The sequence below is a fragment of the Pseudoalteromonas sp. S3431 genome, assembly GCF_000690035.1.
In the GTDB taxonomy this organism is placed as follows: domain Bacteria; phylum Pseudomonadota; class Gammaproteobacteria; order Enterobacterales; family Alteromonadaceae; genus Pseudoalteromonas; species Pseudoalteromonas fuliginea.
In genome coordinates this window covers 1-1,153 of sequence record NZ_JJNY01000131.1, presented here as the reverse complement: position 1 = coordinate 1,153, position 1,153 = coordinate 1, and the positions used below count along the sequence as shown (strand labels likewise).

General features: G+C 39.5%; 1 protein-coding gene. It reads right to left on the bottom strand.

The annotated features are described in order from the left end of the window. Positions 1–4: 4 nt before the first annotated feature. Entirely contained in the window at positions 5–1,045 is a 1,041-nt protein-coding gene (locus DO88_RS00270) for an IS481 family transposase (protein ID WP_007379120.1), read from the bottom strand. Positions 1,046–1,153: the final 108 nt, after the last annotated feature.

Here is a 1,153-nt window from a genome sequence, read left to right as displayed (position 1 = left end):
TAGTTTAGATTTGAGCTAAATTCTTTTCTGCCCAAACCGTTTTTCCATCCAGTAATGTTTCAAGTGGTGTTCGACCGCAACATACTTTTCCTTGATGAGTCCGATCATTGTTGTAGTAATCCATCCATTCGTCCAGATCTTTTTGTAGTTCTTCCATTGAATCGTACAACTTTTTGCGGAATGTGATTTGATAGAACTCGTTTAAAATCGTCTTATGGAAACGCTCACAGATACCATTTGTTTGCGGGGACATTGCTTTCGTTTTTGTATGGTCGATGTCGTTAATTGCCAAATATAGCTGATAATCATGATGCTCAACTCGCCCACAATACTCAGTTCCTCGGTCAGTTAATATTCGAAGCATAGGCAATTTGTGACCTTCGAAATAAGGCAATACTTTATCATTGAGCATGTCAGCCGCTGTAATTGGCGTTTTCGTTGTGTAGAGCTTCGCAAAGGCGACTTTACTGTAGGTATCCACAAAGGTTTGTTGATAGATACGACCAACACCTTTAAGGTTACCAACATAAAATGTGTCTTGTGAGCCAAGATAACCGGGATGCGCTGTTTCAATTTCACCACAGGCTTCATCGTCATGTTTTTTCTTTTCTAGCGCAGCAACTTGGGCGTCAGATAAAATAATGCCTTCATTAGCGACTTTGTTTTCCAATGCTTTCAATCGTTTTTTGAAGTTTTCTAAATCGTGACGCAACCAGATTGAACGAACACCACTACCTGAGACAAACACGCCTAACTTACGAAGCTCATTGCTGGTTCTATGTTGACCGTGAGCAGGATAGTCAACTGCATAGTTAATGACGGCTTGCTCTGTTTCTTCGTCAACGCGATTCTTTATATTTGGTGTACGGCGGTTCTTTTCGATTAATGCATCGATACCACCTTCATTAACGAGTTCTTGATAACGATAAAATGTATCTCGTGATACGCCCATGACTTTACAGGCTCTTGATACATTGCCTAGTTCTTCGGCAAGGTTAAGTAAACCAGCTTTGTGTTTTATGATTGGATTGTTAGTATGCAACATGAGAGTTACCTTTTTGTTTGTTTTGATTTAAAGATTCGACACCTTTATCAAAACGGGTAACTCTCACTTTTTCAAGTTGAATTGTCAGATCTTGTCTGAACTAATACA

Coding starts and splice junctions, on each gene's coding strand:
- DO88_RS00270 (WP_007379120.1), bottom strand. CDS start 1,045: ATGTTGCATACTAACAATCCAATCATAAAACACAAAGCTGGTTTACTT.